Origin of the sequence: Oceanobacillus chungangensis, assembly GCF_003369565.1 — a bacterium.
In the GTDB taxonomy this organism is placed as follows: domain Bacteria; phylum Bacillota; class Bacilli; order Bacillales; family Amphibacillaceae; genus Oceanobacillus; species Oceanobacillus chungangensis.
The window spans coordinates 278,293-304,662 of record NZ_PIOD01000016.1; the positions used below are offsets into that span (position 1 = coordinate 278,293).

Here is a 26,370-nt window from a genome sequence, read left to right on the forward strand (position 1 = left end):
CAAAAGCGGAAGCGCCCGTTTAGCGAAGTACGGACTGGACTGAGCCGTAGGAGATAAAGGAAACACGACGATCAAAGGGAGTCGATGTTGACTTATCGTACGAAGGTGAGGGAAGTCTCGCTAGGCGCTGGAGCTGGACGTGGCTGTTTCGATAATTATATTATTCACAGCATTCAAATATTTTATCGAGCAATAAAAAAAGTGCGCTAAGACAATGAGTCTTAGCGCACTTTTTTCTTAAAGCTTTGTAATCTCAAATTGATCATTCAATAGTAACCAATTTTGGGGAAACGCCAATCCGAGTTTCCAATAAGCAATTCCGCGTAAATTTAATTCACGAATCAGATCAAACTTCGCTTGGATTGAGCGAGCATCCTCAAACCAAACCTCATGCTGAACGCCTTCATTAGTTGTGTAGCGAAAAAATGGTGCCTGTGCTGTTGTATTGTACTCTATTGCAACATTGTTCTCTCGCGCAATGGCGATTGCTTGTTGCGGACTGACGGCACGCGCGGCCTTGCCCCCCTCAACAAAAGGAAGGGTCCAGTCGTACCCGTATAAATTTTGCCCTAATAAAATTTTCTCTGCGGGCATTTCTGTCAGTGCATATTCGACAACTCTTCTCACCTGATCTAACGGAGACACTGCCATTGGCGGTCCATAGCTATAGCCCCATTCATAGGTCATTAGGACCACGAAATCGGCTATTTCGCCAATTGCCTCATAATCATGTGCTTCATATAGTGTGCCGGACTGTGTGGCGCTCGTTTTCGGTGCCAGGGCAACAGACATTAGTAACCCAGCCTGTGAGAATCGCTCTTTCGCTTTCCGTAAAAATGTAATATAAGCGTCACCATCTGCAGGGGGAATGAACTCAAAATCAAAGTGTATATCGGTAAATCCCTCTCTTGACGCTGTATTGACAATATTATCAAGTAGTTTGTTTTGCACTGCTTGAACGGTTAAGATGATATGGACTAAATCGGAATTAAAGGATCCGCCCTCCAAGTTTGTAACAACAAGCATTAATGCCGTATTATTTCTATCAGCAATTGTCTTTAAGTTTCCTAATGGCGGTGCATTTAAACTGCCGTCTCGATTGACGCTATAGCTAAAGTGTGCAAGATAGGTTAAATATGGGGTTGTTTTTGCAGCGGCATTTTCAAGTGTCGCTGAGACAGTATCGCCAGTTGGTTCAATATAGGCATTGGATGTAATCGATCGTTTAGGCAAGGCTGGAATATATATTCGGAATCCGACTGATAGCGGATTGTTTATCCCGATATTGTTGACCCGGGCTAGTTCTTGAACGGTCATTCCGAATCTGCTTGCGATGGAGTACAGCGTATCGCCAGGCTGAACAAAATAATATTGTCCAACAATCGGAATAACTAATGCTTGCCCAACGACGAGCTCACTCGGGGTATCTAGTTCATTGGCATTGATGATACTAGTGACAGGTGTATTATATGTATTGGCAATTTCAAATAAGGTATCCCCCTGTGCTACTACATGAATTTGCAAGATTCTCCCCCCTTTATAAAGGATGCTTTACTATCAACTTATGATACAAGGGGATAAGATATGCCAGTTAAAATGGGCTAATATTTGCCTTCATCACGGATTGCATTAAATGTAGTGCGTAACGATTATTATCCTTGTCTTCTGATGCCATGCAATTTTCAGGAATAGACATGGTCAATTTATACATGTAGGCATCTTTTGCAGTAAATAAAACGCAAATGTCACCTGCAATTCCGGCGATGATTAAATGGGTCTTTCCCAATTCCGAAAGTAAGGATTGTAGTGGTGTTTGGAAAAATGCAGAATGCTGTGGTTTAATAAGTAAATAATCATCATGTTTAGGTGTTAGTGCATCAATTATTTCCTGGCTTCGGTCATTTTTACAATGCTCGATGATTTTATGAAAGTCTGCTTGCCATATTCCGTAATGATCATTAACATAAATGAGTGGAAGATTATTTTCCCTTGCAAATTCTTTCAATTTGATGAGATTTGGTAAAATTTCTTTGGTGTTCTGTAATAAATTATCGCCACCATCAAAATCAAAATCATTGATAAAATCGATAAATAAGACAGCAGTATTTTCAAGTGAAGTATTCATATATATTTCTCCTTAAATAAAATTAATCATTAGGCTTAGGTAATAATTGTATGTTGTAATATTTGAGCGATGTTATTTCCAGTGATTCGCCCGTGAGCAATTGACAACCTAAGTTAATCCTCGGTTTATTTAAAAGACAGTCTATATAACTATTTCCTATTAAAACTATAATGAAACGTTGTGATAAAAATGAATGATGAAAAATTTATGATGGCTGCAATTGAAGAAGCAAGGAAGGCACAGGAGATAGATGAGGTTCCAATTGGGGCGGTGATTGTGTATCAAGATGAGATCATTGCTTCTGGATATAATATTCGCGAAACCTCACAGACAACCTTGTCCCATGCCGAGCTCATTGCAATTCAAGAAGCGAATCAAAAAATTGGCAGTTGGCGTTTAGAGGATTGCACACTTTATGTAACCCTTGAGCCTTGTCCGATGTGTGCAGGTGCAATTGTTCAATCACGAATCAAGCGGGTAGTATTTGGTGCACCAGATCCAAAGGCAGGATGTGCAGGCACACTAATGAACCTATTGGATGAATCGCGGTTTAACCATCAAGTCGAGCTTGCTAGCGGAATACTTGTGGAAGAGTGTGCAATGTTGTTAACCAATTTCTTTCGGGAACTAAGAAAAAGGAAAAAATAGTCGAAATCCTGTTATTTCCATTGCATTTTTATTTTATAATCGATATAATGGTAACTACCGTGCTAAGCGGGGAGGTAGCGGTGCCCTGTACTCGCAATCCGCTATAGCGAGGCTGAATTCCCATCTTAGGTGGGGCGATTTTATGGTCTGCCTTAAGGGATTGGTGTTGACGTTTAGGTCCTGCGCAATAGAGACCCATGAATCCTGTCAGGTCCGGAAGGAAGCAGCAGTAAGTGGATATCTCTGTGTGCCGCGGGATAGCCTAGGCCGAGCCATGAACTTAAGTAACGCATAGGGTCGTCACATCGACGATGGGTGCACGGCATACATAGTCTTTTAACCTCTTTGTCATTCATATTGGCAAAGGGGTTTTATTATATTTACAGAATAGGAAAGTATAAAATTTTTTTATTATTTGAATACCCGTGACAATAGAGGCCACGTCCAGCGAAAGTGCCCGTGCTCCTAGCGACACTTCCCTCACCTCATGACACGATAAAGAAGCCTTGCCGATTGGTTACACATGAGGCTTAGTCGCACTTATACCCTTGGGCTGAAAGTTAACATCGATTCGAATAGGAAGTTCAGTTAAAAACGCGACGTCCTGTCGCAACACTGAACCACCCCACGTCCTGTGGGGCGCAGTCCGTACGTCGCTAAATGGGCACTTTCGCTTTTGATCCAAAAAAATAAATTGTTTTCTTCTAGGCAGTTCACATTCACAGTAAAAATCGGGTATAATTAGAAGTAGATCATAGAGGAGAATCTGTAAAATGAGCTATCAAGCTTTATACCGCGTATATCGTCCTAGAAAGTTCCAGGATGTTGCAGGACAATCACATATTACACGAACATTGCAAAATGCAATTGTGCAGGAGAAGTTCTCGCATGCTTATATTTTCTCTGGTCCAAGAGGGACAGGGAAAACGAGTGCTGCGAAGATTTTTGCGAAGGCGATTAACTGTGAGCATGCACCGGTAAAAGAGCCATGTAATGAATGTGATGCATGTCGGGGCATCCAAGATGGTTCTATTTCGGATGTCATTGAAATCGATGCTGCATCTAATACGAGTGTGGATGACATTCGTGAAATTCGCGAAAATGTAAAATATGCCTCAAGTGTTGTTCCTTATAAAGTATATATTATTGATGAGGTACACATGATTTCGAACAATGCGTTTAATGCGTTGCTGAAAACATTAGAGGAACCACCGAAGCATGTCGTATTTATATTGGCAACAACCGAACCACATAAAATTCCACTGACGATTCTATCCAGATGTCAGCGTTTTGATTTTAAACCGATCTCGAATCAAGCGATTGTTGATCGTATGCAAACCGTTATTGATGCGGAAGAGGTTTCCGTAACACCTGAAGCCCTAGAAACGATTGCAATAGCAGCTGAGGGTGGAATGCGTGATGCATTAAGTATTCTTGATCAGGCAATATCATATAGTGATGATACCGTTGAATTGGATGATGTATTAGCAGTAACAGGTGGCGTTTCTCAAGGTGTTTTAACGGATATTGTTAAAGCAATGTACGAGAAAGATGTACAGCATGCCATTGAGCTATTGGATAATATTATTCAAGGTGGTAAAGATCCGGGACGTTTTGTATATGATCTGATATACTTTATGCGTGATTTATTATTATTTAAAAGTGCAGCGTCATTAGAAAGCTTGCTTGAAAGAGCAAGAGCAGATGAGCATTTTCAAGCGCTAGCAGGAAATGTGTCTATTGGCTGGATTCAAGACGCAATTATGCAATTAAACCAGTGCCAACAAGAAATTAAATGGACGAATAGTCCTAAGGTTTTTATTGAAATTACAATACTAACCATTACGAATCGCTATCATGAACAGGATCAAACCGATTCCATCGTTCAATCTGATGTGGTAATGAAGCTAACGCAGAAATTAACTCAGCTTGAAAAGGAACTTACTCAATTAAAAGAAAATCCAGTTGTTCCCGCACAGCCAGTGGAAACAAGAGAAAAGAGAAGAGCACCAGCAAGGTCCTCGAAAAATGGCTATAAGATTCCGTTTGAAAGAATCCGTGAAGTATTAAAAGCTGCGGAAAAACCAGCACTGAAAAATGTTCAGTCTAACTGGGCAAGCTTTTTAAGTAAGTTAAAAACGATGAATGCACCTGCACATGCAACAATACAGGATAGTAAACCTGCGGCTGCCTCATCAAGTGCACTTGTCGTTTCTTTTAAATATGAAATCCATTGTTCGCTTTTCCTAGAGCATCGGGAAACCGTCGATTCTGTATTAGCAAGTGTAATGGATAAGCAATTAACAATCATTCCAATTCCAGAAAGAGAATGGACGGAATTGCGCAGTGAATATATTAATAGTCATGAGAAGCCAGCAGAACAACAAGAAAATGAAGCCAATCCCGTTGTAGACGAAGCAAGAAAGCTATTCGGTGATGACTTACTGGAAATTCATGAATGACAAAGAAAAGTAAAGCGGGCTTGCCCACGCGATACTAGACAAAGAAAAGTAAAGCGGGCTTAATAAAAGAATAAAACTAATATATATATACAAGGAGGTATTTTCCATGAAGGGAAATATGAATAACATGATGAAGCAAATGCAAAAAATGCAAAAGAAAATGATGCAAGCACAGGATGAACTTCATGAAATGACATTTGAAGCAACATCTGGCGGCGGAATGGTAACTGTTTCTGCTAATGGTAAAAAGGAAATTACAGATGTTCAAATTAAAGAAGAGGTTGTCGATCCAGACGATATCGAAATGCTACAAGATCTTATTGTTGCAGCAGTAAATGATGTGATAAAGCAAGTAGATGACAAAACAAATGATACGATGGGACAATTTACAAAAGGGCTTAATGTCCCAGGAATGTTCTAATCTAATCATCGTATTCGCTCGATAAGTGTGGGGATTCTATTATCATCCACATATCGTTTCAGGCGCCTAGCGACAAATGAATCGAAGGTCCATTTGTCGCTGACGAGGCGTTTCTGCTTTATCAGTAGGAGGTTTATTGAATGTATTATCCAGAACCAATTTCAAAACTAATTGATAGTTTTACAAAGCTGCCAGGGATTGGGCCAAAAACAGCCGTCCGACTGGCATTTTTTGTAATAAACATGAAAGATGATGATGTGTTCAATTTTGCAAATGCATTGGTAAATGCAAAGCGTGAATTAACTCATTGTAATGTATGCGGTAATATTACTGATCAGGATCCATGTTTAATTTGCCAGGATAATTCTCGAGATAATTCAATTATTTGTGTTGTGCAAGATCCGAAAGATGTTATTGCAATGGAAAGAATGAAGGAGTTCCGAGGGAAGTACCATGTGCTTCACGGTGCAATATCACCAATGGATGGAATTGGACCAGAGGATATTAATGTTCCTGCATTACTTAATCGCCTAAAGGATGAAGAGGTAAAGGAAATTATCTTAGCAACCAATCCAAATATTGAAGGAGAAGCGACTGCAATGTATATTTCCCGTCTAGTTAAACCATCAGGAATCAAGGCAACGAGAATTGCCCACGGATTACCTGTAGGCGGAGACTTGGAATATGCGGATGAAGTGACATTGTCTAAAGCGTTAGAAGGAAGAAGAGATTTATAGAGTTTAAGTTGATACAATTAAAGCTGTAGTCTAAATAATAAAGACAGCTAAGTTTTCTAAAAGTTAGGGGAAGCTTGCATGGCTAAGAAGATTAAGAAAAGGGATGTTGATGAGGAATTATTAGATGCTATTCTTTCCTTGGAAAAGGAATGGAGACATATCGAGTCCATCGTTGAAATGAGCATTGAGCCAACACAGAGTGGGCTTGAACGAGCAAAGCTTGCACAGGCAAAATACTTATTCTTATTGCTTGAAGCTAGACATCGGAGAGTTAGTGCGCTAAGAGTCTAGCAATAGATTAGTAGAATTATCTATACGAACAATCGGACAAGGGCCAGCTTTATTTCTGGTTTCCTTGTTTTTTAAATTCCAGCTCCAGCGCTAAAGCGTTAGCGAGACTACCCTCACCTCACGCCATACAAAAGTGACTTGCCGATTGGTGAAACGAGAGGTTTAGTCGCACTTATACCCTTGTGGCGAAAATTAACCGCTTATGCTCCCAAAGAGTTTCCTCTATCTCCTACGAAGGAAAGTTTAACACGTCGTCAAACCACTCCTAACTGCGGGGCGCAGTCCGTTCTTCGCTAAACTAGCTTTAAGCTTTTGTTTTTTTAGTTCTTTTTTCTCTATTTTACTCATATGTACTAAGAGAGGATAGGAAAAGGGAGTTGATGTGTTGGGTTCTATGATTGTGATCGGTATTATGGTTGCATTAATTATGATTTTACTCTTTGTTGGTACACCTATAAAAGCAATGCGATTTATCGGACAAGCAATCGTAAAGTTAGGGATTGGTGTTTTACTATTGTTTTTCTTTAATGTGATTGGTGGTTACCTTGGTCTTCACATTCCTATTAATCTATTTACCGCAGTAGTTTCCGGATTCCTAGGGTTATTCGGCGTTGCGTCGCTTGCAGCTATTCATTTGTTTATTCTATAAATTCTTTCTGCTCCCTGTATAGATTCCGTTAGATTAGGAGATACTGTTTTCTAACGGAGGTGGGAAAATGAACGTATCTAATTCCATTAAAAGCTGTGGTATTTGCGATGAAGAGAAGCGAGATGGGATCCATTTATACAATTTCTTTATTTGCAGCGAATGTGAGCATAATATGATTCATACAGAGCCAAGAGAAGAGAAATATAATTACTACCTGCAAAAATTAAAGAATATCAGTCAACCAACATTATTTTCATAGAATATTCGTGGTCTTTGCTTGCAAAGGCTTTTTTTCTTGTTAGTTGAGATAGTATAAATACTTTCTTACTATAGGTGACAACTAAGTTTTCTAACGTTAATATAATGGTACATAATATCGAAGGAGATTTTTCAAATTGAAATTGAATCAAAATAAAGCACCACTTTTACATAAATTAAATCAATTTAAAGATAGTAACCCAATTTCCTTCCATGTACCAGGACATAAGAATGGAACGGTTTTTCCAGATTTTGCTCGTACTTCATTTGATTCAATATTATCGATTGATTATACAGAGCTACCTGGATTGGATGATTTGCATGCACCGACAGAGGCAATTGCGGAAGCGGAGGAGTTAGCTGCCGATTTCTTTCAAGCAGATCACACCTTCTTTCTCGTTGGCGGAAGTACTGCTGGGAATTTGGCGATGATTCTAGCAACCTGTACTGTAGGAGATAAGATTATCGTTCAACGTAACTGCCATAAATCGATTATGAACGGATTGGAATTAAGTGGCGCCAAGCCAGTATTCATTGCGCCGGTATATGATGAAGCCGTCCACCGATATACAAATCCAAACATCGCGACGTTAGAGGAAGCACTCAAGAAACACCCAGATGCTAAGGCAGTTGTGCTTACCTATCCTGATTATTTTGGGAAAACCTATGATTTAAAGCAAATGGTTGATTTAGCTCACTCATATCGACTCCCAGTTTTAGTTGATGAAGCACATGGGGTTCACCTTTCATTGGGAGATCCATTCCCATCATCTGCACTAACACTTGGAGCAGATGTCGTTGTTCAGTCTGCACATAAAATGGCACCGGCAATGACGATGGCCTCCTTTTTGCATTTCCAATCGTCGCTTGTATCTAAGGAGAAGATAGCTCATTATCTACAAATCATCCAGTCGAGCAGCCCTTCTTATCCTTTGATGGCCTCTTTAGATGTTGCCCGCTATTATTTAGCAACATTATCTCAGAAAGTGAAGGAAGCAACGATGCAAAGTGTGTCAGCGGTTAGGGATATTATGAGTAATTTTAAAGAGTGGGATATTTTACCGATTACAGAAAAGGATGACCCTTTAAAAATAACGTTCCACGTGAAACATCAAAATAGTGCAAAAGAAATAGCAACCCTTTTTGAAAAGGAACAGATTTATCCAGAACTTGTCACACATAACCAAATATTATTTATACATGGACTATCTCCATTTAAGGATATACCACGATTAAATAGCGTAGTGAACCGTGTAACAAAGCAATTAATTGGAGAGTTAGGGACAACTGAAAACGTTCAGCACACTAATAATGTCAATGTGTTATTAAATGGAGCTCACTGCAAAAAAGTAGCAAATCATGCTACAATAGATATAACAATACAAAATATCCAATTGATTCAGGAACTGGAATTATCCTATCAAACCATGAATCAATTACAATATGTGCAGGTTCCTTTCATGCAAGGAATTGGCGAAATAGCTGCTGAGGCAGTCATTCCCTACCCTCCAGGGATACCTCTAATCCTTAAAGGGGAAAGAATTACAGCAGCGCATGTAGAAATAATCGAGCAATTGCAAGAAAAAGGTGTTCGGATCCAGCAACGGGATCAGGGCATCAAGATATTTGGCACTAGATAAGGAGATTTATTACGTGAACGGACATTTTATAACATTTGAAGGTGGCGAGGGTGCTGGAAAGACAACAATTCTCCACTCCTTAAGTCAGAAGCTGGAGAAACAAGGTTTTGATGTGATTGCAACACGGGAACCTGGTGGAATTGAAATTTCTGAGCAAATTAGAAAAGTAATTCTCGATCCACAAAATACAAAGATGGAAGAACGGACAGAAGCATTACTATATGCAGCTGCACGGAGGCAACATTTAGTAGAAAAGGTACTTCCAGCATTAGAGCAAGGGAAGATTGTATTATGTGATCGATTTATTGATAGTAGTCTTGCTTATCAGGGGTATGCAAGAGGGCTCGGCATAGATGAAGTGTTTGCAATCAATCAATTTGCGATTAAAGATTGCATGCCGGCTATAACTTTATTTTTTGATATCACACCAGAAAAGGGTTTAGAGCGCATCGCGTCGAATAAAGATAGAGAGAGAAATCGCCTGGATTTAGAGAATCTCGTTTTTCATGAACGTGTTTATGAAGGATATCAAAAGGTTATCGAGAAATTTCCAAATCGAATTTCAACCATTAACGCCGATCAATCACTGGAAAATGTGGAACTAGACGCAATGGCTCGAATTGATGCATATCTTAAGAAATAAAGGTAATATCATGGAGATTAAAGATAGATTATTACAATTCTAAGGGAGATGATGGAACATGAAACTAATCATGGCAGTAGTCCAGGATAAAGATTCAAATCGCCTTGTGAACGCATTAGGGGAAGGGAATTTCAGAACAACAAAGCTTGCATCAACAGGGGGATTTTTAAAGGAAGGGAATACAACATTGATGGTCGGGTGTGAAGATGAAAAATTGGATAGCGCGTTAGCAATTATTAAAGATAATTGCTCACAGCGTGAACAAATGGTCGCACCAATCTCACCAATGGGTGGCAATGCAGATTCTTATATCCCTCAGCCTGTTAAAGTAGAAGTAGGCGGAGCAACTGTATTTGTCCTTCCAATCGAATCATATTTCCAGTTTTAGAATATATCCCAGTGTAGTGTATTTTCGGAGCGACTGTCTGGGATGACTTTACACCGCTGCAAACTGGTTTGCAGTATATAAACAAAGAAAGGGGACTGTCCATATGAAGATTACAAGTGAAATACAGGCAAAGACAGAACCAAAATATATTCGTCAACCTGCATCTGATACACAAGTATTTAATAAAATGGTACAGTCCCAAGTAATAAATTTAAAGCAGCAGGAATTAGAGCAATTAATGAAGAATATTACGATACAAGGAAACAAGCTTGCTCGTTTCCGTACATTTCGTGATTTAGCAAAGTTTAAACGAATGATTAAGGACTTTCTAGGAGAGACCGTATCAAGTGGATTAGAACTTCAGAAGAAGCATAGCTTCGGTCTAACTGGACATAATCAAAAATTAACAACTGTAAAAGAAATTGACGAGAAATTACTTGAATTAACAGAAGAAATTATGAATCAAGAAAAAAAGACAGTAGATATCCTTGGCTTGATAGGTGAAATTAAAGGATTACTGATTAATTTATATACGTAATTGACAATGAAGCAAGTAAGTTGTTTTCAATTGTTAAGATACATGGAAATATTGAGGACGGGTACTTATGAAAACATGGTCTGAAGTTGCTGAAGTCCAACCACTTGCAAGCAAAATTATTATGAATAGTATCAAGAAGGGCCGCATCTCTCATGCCTATTTGCTTCAAGGAGAACGAGGAACAGGCAAGGAGGCAATTGGCTTATTAATTGCAAAGGGCCTTTTTTGTGAACATAAAAATGGCATTGAGCCATGTAATGAATGTACAAACTGTAATAGAATCGCTACTCATAATCATCCAGATGTACATTGGATTGAGCCAGAGGGAGCGTCGATCAAGAAGGAACAGGTAGAGAACTTACAAAAAGAGTTTTCCTACTCGGGAATGGAATCCAATCAGAAGGCATACATCATTAAAGATGCTGATAGTCTAACCGTCAATGCATCCAATCGAATATTAAAGTTTTTGGAGGAGCCCAGTAAACAAACAACGGCAATTATGTTGACGGCAAACGGTCAGGCGATTATACCAACAATCAAATCCAGGTGCCAGGTGATTGAATTAAAACCATTAAACCCTAGTTCTTTTCAGCAGCAGTTAATTGAAAAAGGGATGGCGAAAGAAACGGCCGTTCTTATGAGTGCATTAACGAATAACTTGGAAGAAGCTATCGCTTGGAAAGAAGATGCGTGGTTTGCAGAAGCAAGAAAATTAATGGTACAATTGATTAAAATATTTACAGAGCAGCATCAAGATGTTTATCTGTTTATCCATAGTCATTTGCTGGCACATTTCAAAGAGAGAGCCGAGCAAGAAAGAGGACTAGATTTATTGCTTTTGGCTTTAAAAGATATTCTTTACTTTCATATTGGAAATGAAAAGGCAATGGTGTTCTTTAGTCCTAATGACGATTTGCTTGAGAAGGCGGCAATGATTTTTTCACAAGAGAAATTAATAGAAAGTTTAGATGCTGTCTTACATGCAAAGCGGAAATTGAAGCAGAACGTTCAGCCGACATTAGTGATGGAACAACTGATGCTTCAAATACAGGGGTGAAAGATTAATGATAGAAGTTATCGGTGTCCGCTTTAAAAAAGCGGGTAAAATATATTATTTTGATCCAGGAATGGACAATATAGATTTAAATAGTTATGTTATTGTTGAAACAGTACGAGGCGTTGAGTTTGGAAAAGTTGTAATCAAGAATAAGCAAGTGGAAGAAGAGGATGTTGTTCTCCCATTGAAGAAGGTATTACGGGTTGCTGATGAGAAGGACAAACTTGTAGTTGTTGAAAATCAGGAACAAGCAAAACGTGCATTCCAGGTTTGTACTAATAAGATTGTTGAACATAAGCTAGATATGAATCTAGTAGAGGTAGAATACACCTTTGACCGCAATAAGATTATTTTCTACTTTACTGCAGATGGTCGTGTTGACTTCCGAAACTTAGTAAAGGACTTAGCATCCATGTTCAAAACGCGAATCGAGCTCCGTCAAATAGGAGTTCGTGATGAAGCGAAGATGTTAGGTGGAATTGGTCCTTGTGGGAGAATGCTTTGTTGTTCAACTTTTTTGGGTGATTTCGAACCAGTATCAATTAAGATGGCAAAGGATCAAAATCTTTCCTTGAATCCAGCAAAAATATCTGGATTATGTGGTCGTTTAATGTGTTGTTTAAAGTACGAAAATGATGATTACGAGACAGCAAAACGAGAATTACCAGACATTGGAGAGGCTATTAAGACTCCATATGGTAAGGGGAAAGTTGTTGGCCTCAATATTCTTGAAAGACTCATCCAAATTGAAGTACCTGAAAAGGAACGCGTGATTGAATATACACTGGACGAACTAATTGAAGAAGGAATAGTAGCTCAGGGCCACAAAATGAAGAGGTGAGTGGGCGTGAACAACAGGCAAATATTTGATCAAGTATCTGATATGGAAAAGCAAATTGGTGAATTATATGAACAGCTTGGGGATCTGAAGGGGAGACTAAGTGCTTTACTGGAGGAAAACCATCGATTAGCCATGGAAAACCATAATCTAAGGAATCACTTGGATCATATCGAGGAAAGTAAAATAGATACGGCGAATGATGATAAAGCGCCTGCTAAAAAGAATAAATTACCGAGCGAAGGCTATGATAATTTAGCGAGATTATATGATGAAGGTTTTCATATTTGTAACCTGGAATTTGGTAGTCCGCGTCGAAATGAAGATTGTATGTTTTGTCTTGAATTCTTCGACAAAACGAAATAGTATGTTTAGCTGTCTCATAGGAATGGGACAGCTTTCTTTAGTAGGTAAGAAAGTTTAAAATTTGGCTAAATTTATTTTTATACTGGAACAGCCTCGTCCGGCTCCAGCGCCCAACAACTAGCAAACTTCGCACTCCTCCACTACGATAAGTCAACATCGACTCGTACCTCGTCGTGTTTCCTTTATCTCATTGTGGAGTACTCCAGTTTGTACGTTGCTGAACGGGCGCTTGCGCCTTTGTTCCATAGAACAGGAGAATCACATGGTACAGTTATATGATGATGAACGATTAGATTATTTATTAGCAGATGAAAGCATGCAAATTATCCAAAGTCCCACTGCCTTCGCTTTCTCCCTTGATGCAGTGTTGCTAGCGGATTTCGCCTCGATTCCATTAAAACGAGGCACTATTTTAGACCTATGCACGGGTAATGGTGTTATTCCACTACTTTTATCGAAACGAACCGTAGCAACCATAACTGGTGTTGAAATTCAGGAACGCATTTTCAATATGGCGGAAAGAAATATCGCGCTGAATCAGTTAAGTGAACAGTTACGGGTGATTCACGGTGATTTAAAAGAAATGCAAGATGTTATTGGCCATAGTTCATTTGATGTTGTCACATGTAACCCACCATATTTTAAGACGCCATCAGCAAATGAGTATAACCATAATGAATATTTAACGATTGCACGCCATGAAGTTCATTGTACGCTTGAGGACGTAGTAAAGGCATGTAAGCTCCATGTTCGTCCGGGTGGAAAGGTTGCTATGGTTCATCGTCCAGGAAGACTTGTTGATATTATTAGCATGTTCAGGCAATATCGAATTGAGCCGAAGCGGCTGCGGTTTGTCTATCCGAAAAAGGGAAAAGAAGCGAATATGTTGCTAGTTGAGGGAATCCGTGATGGGAAAGCAGATTTAAAGATTCTCCCTCCGCTATATATTTATAATGAAGATGGAACCTATACAGATGAAGCAAAGGAAATTATTTATGGAAGAAAATAATCATATCGTTTACATGTTAAAATGCAAGGACAATACACTTTATACCGGATATACTAATGATCTAGAGCATCGGTTAAAGATGCATACGGAAGGAAAAGGTGCTAAGTATACGAGAGGCAGGGGACCATTCCAGGTGGTCTATATTGAAAAGCATGAGGAAAAGCAAGTAGCCATGCAGCGGGAATACCAGATAAAACAATTAACTCGAAATGGAAAAATGCATCTCATTCGAAATTGGCTGAAAGAAGTGATACAAAATGAAAATACAAAAGAGCTTTGATGATGAAACATTAGGGACAATCTATGTTGTGCCAACACCGATTGGCAATTTAGAGGATATCACTTTTCGTGCATTAAAAGTTTTAAAAAGCGTGACGGTCATCGCAGCAGAAGATACTAGAAATACAAAAAAACTGCTCAATCATTTTGAGATTCAGACACCACTGATTAGTTATCATGAGCATAATAAGCTGAGCAGAGAGGAACAACTGCTTTCTCGTGTTGAAAGTGGCGAATCGATTGCGATTGTAAGTGATGCAGGAATGCCAGCAATATCTGATCCTGGATTTGAATTAGTTCAATCAGCAATTGAAAGAAATCTAAAGGTTGTCGTCTTACCAGGGGCAAATGCAGCTTTATGTGCTTTAGTTGGTTCAGGACTTCCAGCAAATGAATTCTATTTTTATGGTTTTTTGCCACGGAAGAAGAAGGATAAAGAGGCAGAATTAGAGCGATTGAAGCAACTGAAAGCAACACTACTATTTTATGAATCACCTTACCGAATAAAGGATACATTAAGTGCAATAAATACAACGCTCGGCAATCGGCAAGTTGTACTTGCTCGTGAATTAACGAAACGCTTTGAGGAATTTGCACGTGGTACAGCAGATGAACTCCTTACGTGGGCAAGTGATCACGAATTGAAGGGCGAATTTTGTATTGTTGTCCAGGGAAGCGACACTGATTTTGAAGAAGTAGATGATATTTGGTGGAGTCACTTATCCGTCGTGGACCATGTGAACTATTATATCGATGATAAACAATTATCAAGTAAAGATGCGATCAAGCAAGTCGCTGTTGAGCGAAAAATGCATAAGCGAGAAGTTTATCAAACATATCACGTGGAGTGAAACTTGATTTGCCAGCCTGTCTTAGCGACTTGAAATTACAGTTCGATTTCCTTCGCTGTAAGTAACATTGAGCAACGTTGCTATCACGTCTTAATATCACAGCTACAGTGGATTGAATAATTTGTGGCAAAATGAAAGAGAGCTGACGTGCTTGTGCAGGCGTCAGCTCTCCTTATAACTTAATGTTATCTTATTCTAACAGATATATTTGGTTCTTGTAAACATTATCATTATTCAGATAATATTCTTTTACTTTAATAGCTGCTCAAGTTCTTCCATTAATATCATTGCGCCTTTAGGACTTAGAACGATTTTCCCATCTGCTAGGGACATATTATCCTCAGAAACTCCCCCAGTTATATGGCATACCATATTTGGTTTATACTTTTTGAGAATAATATTATCATTCTCTACATAAATTTCTACTTCATCTTTTACATGAATATCTAGGGTGCGACGTAGTTCGATTGGGATTACAACACGACCAAGTTCATCAACTCTGCGAACGATTCCAATTGATTTCATTTCCAACCTCCCCCCTAAATAAGATACCTCATTGTTTTCAGAAAAATAAAAATTTCCATTTCCATCTTGAAATAGAATAGCAACATTGTTTTTTGATGTCAATGATTTACCTGAAAAATTAATCAATTTTAGTTGTGTTTTTACTAAATATGGAAAATCTCTCTATTGACCGACCGCTCGCTCCAGAAATAGCAACAAGAGTTATGCGATTTCTATCATTTTAATATCTCTATTAGATGAGATAGAAACACCTCTCATATGACCAATGGTTAGAGTGGGGGATAAGAAGACTCCCGCAAAAATAAATAAAAGTCAAAACATTGTTTAACGCTTATTTTTGCTGGCAATCATTAATATTATTATTACGCAGTATTTGGCAAATTACGTTATAATAGCTACAATAGAGATACCTTATTTAATAATGATGGATTGGAATTTAGGAGGTAAAAGAATGTCAGAAGATAAGAAAACATTTTATATTACGACACCGATATACTATCCAAGTGGAAAATTACATATTGGAAATGCTTATTCAACGATTGCCTGTGATGTGATGGCAAGATACAAACGAATGCAAGGTTTCGATGTTTTCTACTTAACAGGTAGTGACGAACACGGACAAAAAATTGAAAACAAAGCGAACGAATTGAATATTACGCCACAACAATATGTCGATAATATGGCAGAAGGTATGCAAAGCCTATGGGAGCTACTCGAAATTAGTAATGATAAATTTATTCGTACAACAGATTCTACACATAAAAAAGTTGTAGCGGATATCTTCGAACGCTTCTTAGAGCAGGGCGATATCTATTTGGATGAGTATGAGGGGTGGTATTCAATTCCAGATGAAACTTTCTATACTGAATCACAATTAGTGGATATAGAGCGTGATGAGGCTGGAAATGTTATTGGCGGTAAATCTCCTGATAGTGGACATCCAGTAGAATTAATTAAAGAAGAATCTTATTTCTTTAGAATGAGTAAGTATGCCGATCGTTTATTGGAATATTATAATACACATCCGGATTTCATTCAGCCTGAATCTCGTAAAAATGAAATGATCAATAATTTCATTAAACCTGGCCTAGAGGATTTGGCTGTTTCTCGTACCGTATTCTCTTGGGGAGTAAAGGTACCAAGTAATCCAAAGCATGTTGTATATGTTTGGATTGATGCATTATCTAACTATATAACGGCACTTGGCTATGGAACAGATGATACAACATTATTTGATAAATATTGGCCCGCAGATGTGCATATGGTTGGGAAAGAAATTGTTCGTTTCCATACGATTTATTGGCCAATCATGTTGATGGCATTGGATCTCCCGCTTCCTAAGAAAGTATTTGGACATGGCTGGTTATTAATGAAAGACGGGAAAATGTCGAAATCAAAAGGGAATGTTGTTTACCCTGAGATGTTAGTTGAACGTTACGGGTTAGATGCGCTCCGCTATTATTTGATGCGTGAGGTTTCCTTTGGCAGTGATGGTATCTTTACACCAGAAGACTTTGTTTCCCGTGTGAACTATGATTTAGCAAATGATCTAGGTAATCTACTAAATCGTACGGTAGCAATGATTAACAAGTATTTAAATGGTGAGGTTCCAGCGTATACTGGAAATATAACTGCTTTTGACGAAGACTTGAAACAGACAGCGGAGAAAGTAATCAAAGACTATCAAGTAGAAATGGAAAAGATGCAATTTAGTAGTGCACTTAGCCATGCTTGGACATTAATTTCACGTGCAAATAAATATATTGATGAAACAGAGCCATGGAAATTAGCAAAAGAAGAAGGAAAAGAAACGGAACTAGCAAGTGTAATGGTTCATTTAGCGGAAAGCTTACGTGTAGCTGCAATTTTATTACAACCATTCTTGACTCATGCACCGAAGGGAATTTTTGCACAGCTTGGTGTTGAAGGAGAGGCGGCGGGAGACTTCTCAACGGTTCATTTTGGAGGATTCCCACTGAATACAAAAGTTGTCGAAAAAGGCGTACCTATTTTCCCGCGTTTGGATATGGAGGAGGAGATTGCCTACATTAAAGAGCAAATGAATGGTGGTGCTACTCCTGGATCTGCTGACGATGAAGCAGCTAATCCATGGGATCCAACAGAAACAGAATTAGTTTCAACAAAGGAAAAACAAATTAAATATGATGATTTTGATAAAGTAGAATTAAAGGTTGCAGAAGTAATTGAATGCGGCAAAGTAGAAGGTGCTGATAAGCTGCTTAAATTCCGCTTAGATGCTGGCGATAAGGCACACAGGCAAATTCTATCGGGTATTGCTGAGTGGTATCCAGATCCAGAAGCATTAATTGGTAAGAAAGTCGTAATCGTTGCTAATTTAAAACCGCGTAAGATGCGCGGAGAGATTAGCCAAGGAATGATTTTGTCAGCTGAAAAAGATGGGAAGTTGCAAGTAATTGAAGCACCAGTTGAGGCGGAAAACGGCAGTGAGATTGCCTAATAAAAGAAAATGTAGGAAAATACCCTGCTAGTTATTTAGCGGGGTGTTTCCTGTTGTCTACAAGTACTGTTAACGATTGAGAGGATGTGCGTTTATGTTATTTGATACTCATACACATTTAAATGCAGAGGAATTTGCAGAAGAAATACCAGAAGCTGTTGAACGGGCTAAGGAAAATGGGGTTACCCATATGGCAGTTGTCGGATTTGATTCGAAAACAATTGAAAAGTCATTAGAGCTTAGCAAAGCTTATGATGGAATTTACAGTATTATCGGCTGGCATCCAACTGAGAGCTATTTATATACAGATGCAATTGAGGAATCACTCTACAAACAATTACAACAGCGAAAGATTGTTGCAATGGGGGAAATGGGATTAGATTATCATTGGGATACATCACCAAAGGATGTACAAAAGGATGTTTTCAGACGGCAAATGCGAATCGCCAAAGAATTGAAGCTGCCTATTAGCATCCATATGCGTGATGCCATAGAGGATACCTATCAAATTCTAAAGGAAGAACATGTAGAAGATATCGGGGGCATCATGCATAGCTTTAGCGGTAATGTGGAATGGATGGAGCGGTTTTTAGACTTAGGAATGCATATTTCATTGAGTGGCGTTGTCACGTTTAAAAACGCTAAGGAAGTGAAGGAAGTGGCAAAAGCTGCTCCTTTGGATAAATTATTGATTGAAACAGATGCACCTTATTTATCACCTGTACCATATCGAGGCAAACGAAATGAGCCTGCATATGTTAAATATGTTGCAGAGGCGATAGCTGAATTAAGAGGAATGCCAGTAGATGAAATTGGCAAAATAACTACCCAAAATGCCTTTCAATTATTCAGGCTTAATGAAGATTCAATTAAATAAATCGTAATAAAACTGGAATAAAAGAGGATAATAATGGAATTTCTGAGGGACTAGTGAATAGCTAGTCCTTCTTTTATTACAATTTTGTAACTAGGATAATCGTAATGGTACCAATGGATATGGTGTTTTATTCTGTGAAAATCCACCCGTATAGCAAATCGTGTAATGAAATTGTAAAGGAAACGTAAATGGAATAGCTTTGACTTTGTATATGCCACTTTATATAATCAAGGACATTAAGAGGAGGCAAGATGCATGCGAATTATTTCAAAGCTATTGCCGGCATCGAAAATGAAGCTGGTTATATCAGTAGTTGGTGTTTTAGTGCTTGTTTTGTTTTCAGGGTTAGTACTATTTGAGGCAACGAAGGCTGAAGTAGTAATCTCAAATAACGGTGATAAACAAACAGTCGACACACACATCAATACTGTAGGAGAACTACTTAACGAAGTAGGAATTGTTGTTTCCGAACACGACGAATTGTCTCATGCTAAGGATGAAGCAATTAAAAGTGGGATGACAATTGATTATAAGAGTGCAAAACAAATTAAAGTAACAATTGATGGCAACGACCATACATATTATACAACTGCAGATTCAGTGGGAGACTTTTTTATAGAGCAAGATCTTTCATTTGCAGCACATGATGTTATTTCACATAAAACTACAGATCAAACTGTAGATGGTTTACATATTCATATTGCCACTGCATATCAAGTGACGATTCATGACGGGGCTAAAAAGCGAATAGTATGGACGACAGGTGGGTCGGTATTCGATTTATTAAATAAAAATAAGATTAAGTTAAACGATCATGATCGGATTCAACCAAGTGTAGAAGAAGTGGTCAATGAAAACACTGCTGTTTCTATTGTCAGAGTTAATAAGGCTATCGATGAAGTAAATGAGAGTGTTAGTTATAGCACTGAAAGGCAGCATGATAGTACGCTTAACAAAGGGGAAGAAAAAGTAATTACCCAAGGGAAAGATGGAACTGTAGTAAAGAAATATGAAGTAACAACTGAAAATGGCAAAGAAGTAAGTCGTGAGCTTATCAGTGAAGAAACGAAGGAAGCGAGCGTCAATCGTGTCATTGCTGTTGGTACGAAGGAGCCTCAAGCAGAGCAAGGGCTTGTTACATTAGCGAGCACATCATCAGGAGAAAGTCGTGGTATCATGCAAACTAGCACTGGTGGAAAGTCATTAACGATGACAGCTAGTGCGTTTACATCCGATTGTAGTGGATGCTCTGGCTATACTGCCACGGGGATTAACTTAAGTGCAAATCCGAACATGAAAGTCATTGCAGTCGACCCAAATGTGATACCACTTGGATCGAAAGTATGGATTGAAGGATATGGGGTTGCAATCGCTGGAGATACTGGTGGCGCTATAAATGGCAATCGGATTGATGTCCATGTTCCTACAAAATCAGATGCATTTAGCTGGGGAGTTAGGACAGTTCAAGTGGAAATTCTTGATTTATAATGAATATAGGATATATGCTCTTACCATGATAATATGGTAAGAGCATATTTTTTCTGCAGACTCATTTTGTATTTTTGTTGTTATTTATATAAAGTGTGATGGATGGTCGCTCGTCTGATGGCAAGTGGGGATTTGGTAACGAAACATCTTTTTTCTACTATTCGCTGCGAATATTTACAACTCTAAGATAAGGAAATGCTATTTTTCCTTTAAAGAGAAAAAAGGACAGTATATACCCTCGCAAAACTAGCGTAGGAAAGATACGGAGACTCCTGCGGGAGGAAGGGCTCACCTAGCCCCCCTGCGGAAAGCGAAGTGTATTTCCGGAGCGGTTGGTCCGACGTCAAGACATCATCCCAAGTTAGTCCAAGAAAATTAATTTACTTTTATATTTAGAAGGAAGTAACCCGATGGAGGGAAATCATTGAAAATAAAAGAAGTTATTGTTGTTGAAGGTAGAGATGATACAGCTAGAATTCGTTTAGCGGTCAATGCAGATACGATTGAAACTAATGGATCTGCAATAAACAAAGAGACGCTAAATCAGATAAAACATGCAAAGGAAAAACGAGGCATTATCATTTTTACAGATCCAGATTATCCAGGTGAACGAATTCGTCATATTGTTGACCAAGCCGTACCTGGCTGTAAACATGCATTCCTCACTCAAGATCAAGCAAGAGCAAAGAATCCAAATAATAAAAGTCTTGGCATTGAACATGCTACAGTAGAAGCTATCCAGCAAGCGTTAGCTGATGTTTACGAGTTAACCGAAGTAAAGGAAAGTGAAGTAACGAAAGAAGACCTTATACACCATGGATTAATTGGTGGAAGGGAATCCGGTTTACGTAGATCGAAACTAGGGAGAATCTTGCAAATTGGTCATACGAATGGAAAACAGCTTTTAAAAAGGTTATCCTTATTTCAAATAACGAAGGAACAATTTGAAACAGCAATGTTGAAGCTTGAACAGGAGGAAGAAGATGGCGAATAAATATATTGCAACACCATCACAAACGAAGGAAATATTAAAGAAATATAGGTTCTCCTTTAAGAAAAGTCTAGGGCAGAACTTCTTAGTGGATGTAAATACATTGGAGAATATTGTTAAAAATGCAGGTGTTAGCAAAGAATCTGCTGCAATTGAGATTGGTCCAGGCATTGGGGCGTTAACCGAACAGCTGGCAATTCATGCCGATAAAGTGGTTGCTTTTGAGATTGATGGCAGGTTAATCCCAATCTTAAAGGATACGCTTGCCAGCTATGAAAATGTTAAGCTAATTCATCAGGATATTTTGAAAGCGGATGTTGCAGAGGTAGTGAAGGAAAACTTTGATTCGAATCAGGAAGTGCATATCGTTGCCAACCTGCCGTATTATATTACAACGCCGATTTTAATGAAATTGATTCGTGACAGATTGCCTGTAACAAGTATTACAGTCATGATTCAAAAGGAAGTAGCAGATCGCATGGCAGCTAAACCAAATACGAAGAGCTATGGGTCATTAACGATTGCAATTCAATACTATACGAATGCTGAAGTAGTCATGAATGTACCAAAGACTGTTTTTATGCCACAACCAAATGTTGATTCAAGCATATTGAAATTAGTGTTACGTGATGAGCCGCCAGTTCATGTAGATAACGAAGACTTCTTCTTTAGAATTGTCCAAGCAAGCTTTGCGCAACGAAGGAAAACATTACGGAATAATTTGACGAGTCATTTCGGTGATCAATATGATAAAGAGAAGATTTCGGAAATATTGGAGCGTGCTGGAATTGATGGCGGGCGTCGTGGAGAATCATTAGATATGGAAGAATTCGCCGTATTAGCTAACGCATTCTGGCAGGCGGAGAAAAATTGAGTTATTGTCAAACAATAGCTCTTTTTTTATAGAATAGAAATGTAAATAAAATGCCAATTTCAATTCCTGTGACATTAAAGGCCACGTCCAGCTCATGCGCCCGTGCTCCTAGCGAGACTTCCATCATCTCCGTACGATAAAGAAAACTTGGCGATTGGTTACATATGAGGCTTAGTCGCACTTATACCCTTGCGGTGAAAGTCAATATCGATTCACTTACGCTCTCAAAGATTTTCCTTTATCTAAAAGGGATAGGAGAAGTTCAACTAAGGTCGCCACAACGCGAGGTAACGTCGAACCACATCACATCCTGTGAGGCGCAGTCCGTACGTCGCTAAACGGGCGCTTCCGCTTTCGAATATTATTTCCGCACAGTTAGGCCGTTACCCTCATAATCTATATGAGATGCTTTCAATCTAATGGAGGCAGTGAGGTGAATGTATGGACATTACAGTTGGTACTTTGGTTTCTCGTAAATCTTATAATCATGATTTAATATTCCGGATGGCTTCTATAAAAAGTGGGATTGCCAATTTATATGGGGAAGCGATTCGTTTGGAAGCAGATGCACCGATTGACGACTTACTTGTAGTGGAGACGAGAGAACTGGAAAGAAGACGGCAAAAGATAAAAGAAAAGGAAGAGAATTCCTATCGCTTATTTCGACAAGATTATCAATTAGTAAAGGAAAAGCGCGAATATCAGGCAACGGATGGATATCAGGATTATGTGAAATATTTCCAATTACCGACGAAGGTTCTTCATTTAGATGGGGATCAAATGTACTTGAGAAAATGTATTTCCTTATATCAACGGATGGGCTTGCAGGTACATGGGGTACATTTACATGAGAAGGTTATGCCGACAGAGGTTGGCTCACTAGTTGAACGAATTCAGCCTAATATTGTTGTCATTACGGGGCATGATTCCTTTTCAAAGAATAAGGGTACAAAGGAAGACCTACGCGCATATCGTCATTCAAAATATTTTGTTGAAACAGTGAGAGAAGCACGCCGAATTAATCCGCATCTTGATCAAATGGTAATTTTCGCTGGTGCTTGCCAATCTCATTTTGAATCGCTAATTCGTGCAGGTGCAAACTTTGCGAGTTCACCTTTACGAATCAATATTCATGCACTTGATCCTGTCTATATAGCTGCAAAAGTAGCCTATACACCGTTCATGGAGAGTGTTAGTGTGTGGGAAGCATTGAAAAATACAATGACAGGCGAAAAGGGAATGGGTGGCATCGAAACTAGAGGATTGCTGCGAACAGGGATGCCATATTTGGAAGAAACAGCAGAAGAATGAGTATAATCCGCTCCTATGATATTGGGGCGGATTATATTTGAAAAATAATAAAATTATTTTATTATTTTGGAAGCAATATTGAGAATGTTTCTGGAATCCTTAGTATATATCTAAAAAAATACAAATAATCATACATAAAATGTTAACTTTTACAAATAATATCATAAATAGGCAAATTTTATTGTTGACATGAAAAAAGAACTCCTGTTATAATATAAAGTTTCATTTGACTATTGATCAAGCATATGCTATAATCAATTTAGTGAGGTGGAGTGTATTGGCTAAAACATTATTCGAAATTAAGCAAGGTCTTGAAGGTTATGTCGGAAAGCGGTTGGAACTTACAGCCAACGGTGGAAGAAGAAAGACAATTGTACGATCGGGAGTATTAGCAGAAACGTATCCTTCCGTATTTATTGTTGAGCTTGACCAAGACGAGAATGCATTCGAGCGTGTTTCATACAGCTATGCAGACGTTTTAACAGAAACAGTTGAATTGAATTTCCTAGATGAACGAAATAAGGGATTATTAGTAGAGCAATAGGCAGATGGTAGCCTATTGCTTTTTTATGTAGGTATTCTAGAGCTCCTCCTAAATTTTCCCTAGTTTACATATATCTAACTGGTGTTGATTTCTGTTTCTGACGCAAACTATTTGTGTCGTAATCATTTGAATTGCGAAAGGGGTTGTTCTTTCATGGCTAGACGTAGAGGGATTATGTCAGACCACTTGAAAGAAGAAATTGCCAAGGAATTAGGTTTTTACGACACGGTGCAACAAGAGGGCTGGGGCGGAATCAAAGCAAGAGATGCAGGTAACATGGTGAAACGTGCTATCGAAATCGCTGAGCAAAGCATGAATCAGAACGGGAATTCTTAGTAAAGAAACACCGGCAAATTTTAGGTTATCCTAAATTTGCCGGTGTTTTATTATATCGATGGCAGTAAAATACGATAAAGGATGAGGTCAAATCTTACATCTTTTTCTGTAATAGTATAATACTAATACTGTTGCTGCAAAAAATAACTGCCATCCAAATATATGTCATCGTTTTGACCTGGTCAACTGATGGATTTGAAAATTGGTAATAAAACCCTTGGAAAACAAATCCTAAAAGTATAAAGAGAAAAGCTATTTGACTCGACCTTGCGATGATTGCCTGCCCCCGTTCATCTTTACCTTGACCTGCTACGAAACTTATATAGACGCCTAAACTCATTGCAATTAAAATCACTGCTATTATAAATAACATTTACTTTTCCTCCTCATATTGAAATACGTTATCTATCCCTACACCAAAAACATTTGCGATTTCAAAAGCTAAAATTAAAGAAGGGGTATACTTGTTCTTTTCCATTGAAATTATCGTTTGTCTGCTAACCCCGGCTTTTTCTGCCAAATCTTTTTGTGTCATTTTATGCTCAGCCCTTAATACTGCTATCCTGTTAGATAGTGTTTTTTTCAGTTTCATTGTTATATTGCTCACCTCCCTAAGTAAGGTATCTTTTACATATAGTAACATTATTTTTACATAAAGTAAAGTTTGTTTTACATATTTTAATTAAGGCTATTATCACTTCAGATGAAAGAGGATATATATATTTTCCGGCTCTTGCTTATGCGTTCGCTTCTAAACAGTCGCCTCAGCTTTTTTATTATGTTACAATTTGTTTAGCATTTTACCTGAGGGTAATAGGGTATAGGGCCCACGGAGATTGGTCGGAAGGAAGTTTCACTTTTGTGACAAAGTAGGTGACGTGAATGGCACTTTTAGAGAAGGCGCCGGCGAAAATAAACTTATCGCTTGATGTGTTAGGGAAACGTAATGATGGGTATCATAATGTCGAGATGATTATGACAACGATTGATTTAGCAGATCGGATTGAATTAACCCCACTTGAACAAGATAAGATTATTATTTCCCTAGAGAGCAGGTATGTACCAAATGATGAGCGGAATTTAGCGTATAAGGCTGCAGACATATTTAAGAAAAAATATGGAATTACAATGGGTGTTCATATTAAAATTGAAAAAAACATCCCTGTTTCCGCAGGTCTTGGTGGCGGAAGTACAGATGCAGCTGCAGTACTTAGAGGAATGAATCGTTTATGGAATTTGAATATTCCACTTGCGGAATTAGCGGAACTAGGGGCTACAATTGGATCAGATATCTCCTTTTGCGTCTATGGTAATACGGCGATTGCAAGAGGATATGGTGAAAAGATAGAGAAATTAGCCCCTCCGCCTCCATGCTGGGTCGTATTGGCAAAGCCCGATATTGGTGTCTCTACAAGAACGATTTTTGCTCGAGTAAAGGTGGAAGAATTATATCATCCACATACGAATAATATTCTTGACGCACTGATAGAAAAGGACTTCTCTAAACTTTGCACAAATATTGGGAATTCGCTTGAACAGATTACGCAGCAACTTCATCCGGAGGTAAGGCACATTAAAGAAGCGATGCGGTCAAACGGTGCCCAGGGTGTACTGATGAGCGGAAGTGGACCGACTGTGTATGGCTTAGTTGAGCATGAAAATAAAGCAAAAAGAATTTATAACGGTATGCGTGGATTTTGCGAAGAAGTTTATTTAGTTCGATTAATTGGATAATTATTGCCTAA

31 protein-coding genes and 1 other RNA gene are annotated in these 26,370 nt (G+C 38.5%); 27 read left to right on the plus strand and 5 right to left on the minus strand.

What is annotated here, in order from left to right:
- Positions 1-237: 237 nt before the first annotated feature.
- Positions 238-1,524: a glycoside hydrolase family 18 protein gene (locus tag CWR45_RS14520; RefSeq protein WP_115750573.1), complete on the minus strand. Its 1,287-nt coding sequence runs from the start codon at positions 1,522-1,524 to the stop codon at positions 238-240.
- Between the two features lie 67 nt (positions 1,525-1,591).
- On the minus strand, positions 1,592-2,125 hold the full coding sequence (locus CWR45_RS14525; protein WP_115750574.1) for a cysteine hydrolase family protein: 534 nt from the start codon (positions 2,123-2,125) through the stop codon (positions 1,592-1,594).
- Between the two features lie 189 nt (positions 2,126-2,314).
- Here CWR45_RS14525 and tadA point away from each other — a divergent pair, with 189 nt between their 5' ends.
- The 18 genes from tadA (at position 2,315) to rsmI (ending at position 15,200) form a co-directional block, all read left to right on the plus strand.
- The gene (gene tadA, locus CWR45_RS14530) at positions 2,315-2,773 is read left to right on the plus strand and encodes a tRNA adenosine(34) deaminase TadA (protein WP_115750575.1); all 459 of its coding nucleotides are present in this window, start codon (positions 2,315-2,317) and stop codon (positions 2,771-2,773) included.
- A 57-nt stretch (positions 2,774-2,830) separates the two neighbouring features.
- Positions 2,831-3,096: signal recognition particle sRNA large type (ffs, locus tag CWR45_RS14535), an RNA gene on the plus strand.
- A gap of 450 nt (positions 3,097-3,546) precedes the next feature.
- The gene (gene dnaX / locus CWR45_RS14540) at positions 3,547-5,235 is read left to right on the plus strand and encodes a DNA polymerase III subunit gamma/tau (RefSeq protein ID WP_115750576.1); all 1,689 of its coding nucleotides are present in this window, start codon (positions 3,547-3,549) and stop codon (positions 5,233-5,235) included.
- Between the two features lie 106 nt (positions 5,236-5,341).
- A complete protein-coding gene (locus tag CWR45_RS14545) occupies positions 5,342-5,656 on the plus strand; it encodes a YbaB/EbfC family nucleoid-associated protein (protein WP_115750577.1) in 315 nt (104 codons plus the stop codon).
- A gap of 140 nt (positions 5,657-5,796) precedes the next feature.
- Positions 5,797-6,393 (plus strand): recombination mediator RecR, encoded by a 597-nt coding sequence (recR, locus tag CWR45_RS14550; protein WP_115750578.1) that lies wholly within the window; start codon positions 5,797-5,799, stop codon positions 6,391-6,393.
- Positions 6,394-6,471: 78 nt separating this feature from the next.
- On the plus strand, positions 6,472-6,684 hold the full coding sequence (locus CWR45_RS14555; RefSeq protein ID WP_115750579.1) for a YaaL family protein: 213 nt from the start codon (positions 6,472-6,474) through the stop codon (positions 6,682-6,684).
- 385 nt (positions 6,685-7,069) lie between these two features.
- Entirely contained in the window at positions 7,070-7,333 is a 264-nt protein-coding gene (locus CWR45_RS14560) for a pro-sigmaK processing inhibitor BofA family protein (protein WP_115750580.1), read from the plus strand.
- Positions 7,334-7,400: 67 nt separating this feature from the next.
- Positions 7,401-7,592 carry a sigma factor G inhibitor Gin gene (locus CWR45_RS14565; protein WP_115750581.1) on the plus strand — a complete coding sequence of 64 codons (192 nt, stop codon included), beginning with the start codon at positions 7,401-7,403 and terminating at the stop codon, positions 7,590-7,592.
- A gap of 136 nt (positions 7,593-7,728) precedes the next feature.
- On the plus strand, positions 7,729-9,231 hold the full coding sequence (locus tag CWR45_RS14570) for an aminotransferase class I/II-fold pyridoxal phosphate-dependent enzyme (RefSeq protein WP_115750582.1): 1,503 nt from the start codon (positions 7,729-7,731) through the stop codon (positions 9,229-9,231).
- Between the two features lie 13 nt (positions 9,232-9,244).
- A complete protein-coding gene (tmk, locus tag CWR45_RS14575; RefSeq protein WP_115750583.1) occupies positions 9,245-9,874 on the plus strand; it encodes a dTMP kinase in 630 nt (209 codons plus the stop codon).
- Between the two features lie 58 nt (positions 9,875-9,932).
- Positions 9,933-10,262 carry a cyclic-di-AMP receptor gene (locus CWR45_RS14580; protein ID WP_115750584.1) on the plus strand — a complete coding sequence of 110 codons (330 nt, stop codon included), beginning with the start codon at positions 9,933-9,935 and terminating at the stop codon, positions 10,260-10,262.
- A 103-nt stretch (positions 10,263-10,365) separates the two neighbouring features.
- A complete protein-coding gene (locus CWR45_RS14585; protein ID WP_115750585.1) occupies positions 10,366-10,800 on the plus strand; it encodes a YaaR family protein in 435 nt (144 codons plus the stop codon).
- Between the two features lie 67 nt (positions 10,801-10,867).
- Complete coding sequence (holB, locus tag CWR45_RS14590) at positions 10,868-11,857, plus strand: DNA polymerase III subunit delta' (RefSeq protein WP_115750586.1); 990 nt, start codon at positions 10,868-10,870, stop codon at positions 11,855-11,857.
- A gap of 7 nt (positions 11,858-11,864) precedes the next feature.
- Positions 11,865-12,698: a PSP1 domain-containing protein gene (locus CWR45_RS14595; protein ID WP_115750587.1), complete on the plus strand. Its 834-nt coding sequence runs from the start codon at positions 11,865-11,867 to the stop codon at positions 12,696-12,698.
- A gap of 6 nt (positions 12,699-12,704) precedes the next feature.
- Entirely contained in the window at positions 12,705-13,061 is a 357-nt protein-coding gene (yabA, locus tag CWR45_RS14600; protein WP_115750588.1) for a DNA replication initiation control protein YabA, read from the plus strand.
- Positions 13,062-13,323: 262 nt separating this feature from the next.
- The gene (locus CWR45_RS14605; RefSeq protein ID WP_115750589.1) at positions 13,324-14,070 is read left to right on the plus strand and encodes a tRNA1(Val) (adenine(37)-N6)-methyltransferase; all 747 of its coding nucleotides are present in this window, start codon (positions 13,324-13,326) and stop codon (positions 14,068-14,070) included.
- Positions 14,057-14,350: a GIY-YIG nuclease family protein gene (locus tag CWR45_RS14610; protein WP_115750590.1), complete on the plus strand. Its 294-nt coding sequence runs from the start codon at positions 14,057-14,059 to the stop codon at positions 14,348-14,350. The genes CWR45_RS14605 and CWR45_RS14610 overlap by 14 nt, the downstream gene beginning before the upstream one ends.
- Entirely contained in the window at positions 14,328-15,200 is an 873-nt protein-coding gene (gene rsmI / locus CWR45_RS14615) for a 16S rRNA (cytidine(1402)-2'-O)-methyltransferase (protein WP_115750591.1), read from the plus strand. The genes CWR45_RS14610 and rsmI overlap by 23 nt, the downstream gene beginning before the upstream one ends.
- Before the next feature lie 249 nt (positions 15,201-15,449).
- On the opposite strand, the gene CWR45_RS14620 is transcribed toward rsmI, so the two are convergent.
- The gene (locus CWR45_RS14620) at positions 15,450-15,725 is read right to left on the minus strand and encodes an AbrB/MazE/SpoVT family DNA-binding domain-containing protein (RefSeq protein ID WP_115750592.1); all 276 of its coding nucleotides are present in this window, start codon (positions 15,723-15,725) and stop codon (positions 15,450-15,452) included.
- A 451-nt stretch (positions 15,726-16,176) separates the two neighbouring features.
- Here CWR45_RS14620 and metG point away from each other — a divergent pair, with 451 nt between their 5' ends.
- The 8 genes from metG (at position 16,177) to CWR45_RS14660 (ending at position 24,625) form a co-directional block, all read left to right on the plus strand.
- A complete protein-coding gene (gene metG / locus CWR45_RS14625; RefSeq protein ID WP_115750593.1) occupies positions 16,177-18,204 on the plus strand; it encodes a methionine--tRNA ligase in 2,028 nt (675 codons plus the stop codon).
- Positions 18,205-18,298: 94 nt separating this feature from the next.
- Positions 18,299-19,081, plus strand: coding sequence for a TatD family hydrolase (locus tag CWR45_RS14630; protein WP_115750594.1), 783 nt, complete (start codon positions 18,299-18,301; stop codon positions 19,079-19,081).
- A gap of 255 nt (positions 19,082-19,336) precedes the next feature.
- Positions 19,337-20,569 carry a resuscitation-promoting factor gene (locus tag CWR45_RS14635; protein ID WP_115750595.1) on the plus strand — a complete coding sequence of 411 codons (1,233 nt, stop codon included), beginning with the start codon at positions 19,337-19,339 and terminating at the stop codon, positions 20,567-20,569.
- Between the two features lie 424 nt (positions 20,570-20,993).
- Positions 20,994-21,563, plus strand: coding sequence for a ribonuclease M5 (rnmV, locus tag CWR45_RS14640; RefSeq protein ID WP_115750596.1), 570 nt, complete (start codon positions 20,994-20,996; stop codon positions 21,561-21,563).
- Positions 21,553-22,434, plus strand: a complete 882-nt coding sequence (gene rsmA / locus CWR45_RS14645) for a 16S rRNA (adenine(1518)-N(6)/adenine(1519)-N(6))-dimethyltransferase RsmA (protein ID WP_115750597.1) — start codon at positions 21,553-21,555, stop codon at positions 22,432-22,434. Before rnmV ends, rsmA begins: the two co-directional genes overlap by 11 nt.
- Positions 22,435-22,875: 441 nt before the next feature.
- Entirely contained in the window at positions 22,876-23,745 is an 870-nt protein-coding gene (yabG, locus tag CWR45_RS14650) for a sporulation peptidase YabG (protein WP_115750598.1), read from the plus strand.
- A 277-nt stretch (positions 23,746-24,022) separates the two neighbouring features.
- Positions 24,023-24,289, plus strand: a complete 267-nt coding sequence (veg, locus tag CWR45_RS14655; protein WP_114914833.1) for a biofilm formation stimulator Veg — start codon at positions 24,023-24,025, stop codon at positions 24,287-24,289.
- 153 nt (positions 24,290-24,442) lie between these two features.
- On the plus strand, positions 24,443-24,625 hold the full coding sequence (locus tag CWR45_RS14660) for a small, acid-soluble spore protein, alpha/beta type (RefSeq protein ID WP_115750599.1): 183 nt from the start codon (positions 24,443-24,445) through the stop codon (positions 24,623-24,625).
- Positions 24,626-24,719: 94 nt separating this feature from the next.
- Here CWR45_RS14660 and CWR45_RS14665 read toward each other — a convergent pair whose 3' ends face one another.
- Together CWR45_RS14665 and CWR45_RS14670 are read right to left on the minus strand one after the other, a co-directional pair.
- The gene (locus tag CWR45_RS14665) at positions 24,720-24,998 is read right to left on the minus strand and encodes a hypothetical protein (protein ID WP_115750600.1); all 279 of its coding nucleotides are present in this window, start codon (positions 24,996-24,998) and stop codon (positions 24,720-24,722) included.
- Positions 24,999-25,217 carry a helix-turn-helix transcriptional regulator gene (locus CWR45_RS14670; RefSeq protein WP_115750601.1) on the minus strand — a complete coding sequence of 73 codons (219 nt, stop codon included), beginning with the start codon at positions 25,215-25,217 and terminating at the stop codon, positions 24,999-25,001.
- Positions 25,218-25,507: 290 nt separating this feature from the next.
- Here CWR45_RS14670 and ispE point away from each other — a divergent pair, with 290 nt between their 5' ends.
- A complete protein-coding gene (gene ispE / locus CWR45_RS14675) occupies positions 25,508-26,359 on the plus strand; it encodes a 4-(cytidine 5'-diphospho)-2-C-methyl-D-erythritol kinase (protein ID WP_115750602.1) in 852 nt (283 codons plus the stop codon).
- Positions 26,360-26,370 lie beyond the last annotated feature (11 nt).